The sequence below is a fragment of the Alienimonas chondri genome (assembly GCF_013036045.1).
GTDB classification, from domain to species: Bacteria; Planctomycetota; Planctomycetia; order Planctomycetales; family Planctomycetaceae; genus Alienimonas; species Alienimonas chondri.
This window is the reverse complement of sequence record NZ_WTPX01000320.1, coordinates 1,758-2,421: the sequence shown is the minus strand read 5'-3', so window position 1 is coordinate 2,421 and position 664 is coordinate 1,758. Positions and strand designations below refer to the sequence as shown.

Here is a 664-nt window from a genome sequence, read left to right as displayed (position 1 = left end):
CTAGTGTCCTGAGTTGGAGGTTTCGTTGCAGACGGCTTCGACCCGACGGAGGATCAGGTCCGCGTCGGCAGTCCAGACGAACGGCTTGGCGTCGGCGTTGTGGCCGTCGACGTAGTCCCGGATCGCCCGCTCCAGCTGCGGCACGCTGCGGAACACGCCCCGCCGCAGCCGCTTGTTCGTGAGTTCCGCGAAGAACCGCTCGACCTGGTTCAGCCAGCTCGCGCCCGTCGGGGTGAAGTGCAGCCGGTAGTCCGGATGTCGGGCGAACCACCGCTTCACGGCGGCTGTTTTATGCGCGGCGTAGTTGTCGAGCACCAGATGGATCTCCGTCCCCGGCTCCCGCTCGACCGCCGCGTCGAGTTGGCGGAGGAACGACAGAAAGTCCTGCGCCCGGTGACGCCGTCGGCAGCGGCCGAACACCTCGCCGGTTTTCACGTTCAGGGCCGCGAACAGGCTGGTCGTCCCGTGGCGGAAGTAATCGTGCGTCTGTCGCTCCGGCCGTCCGGGCGTCATCGGCAGGACGGGCTGAGAACGGTCGAGGGCCTGACACTGCGATTTCTCGTCCACGCAGAAGACGACCGCGTTGGCCGGCGGACTCATATAGAGGCCGACCACGTCCCGGACTTTGTCGACGAAGTAGGGGTCGGTCGACAGTTTGAACGTT

1 protein-coding gene is annotated in these 664 nt (G+C 66.0%); it reads right to left on the bottom strand.

Annotated elements, in window-relative coordinates; translation table 11 throughout:
• On the bottom strand, positions 1-664 hold a 664-nt coding region (locus LzC2_RS21390), incomplete at its 5' end, for an IS630 family transposase (RefSeq protein WP_171190050.1).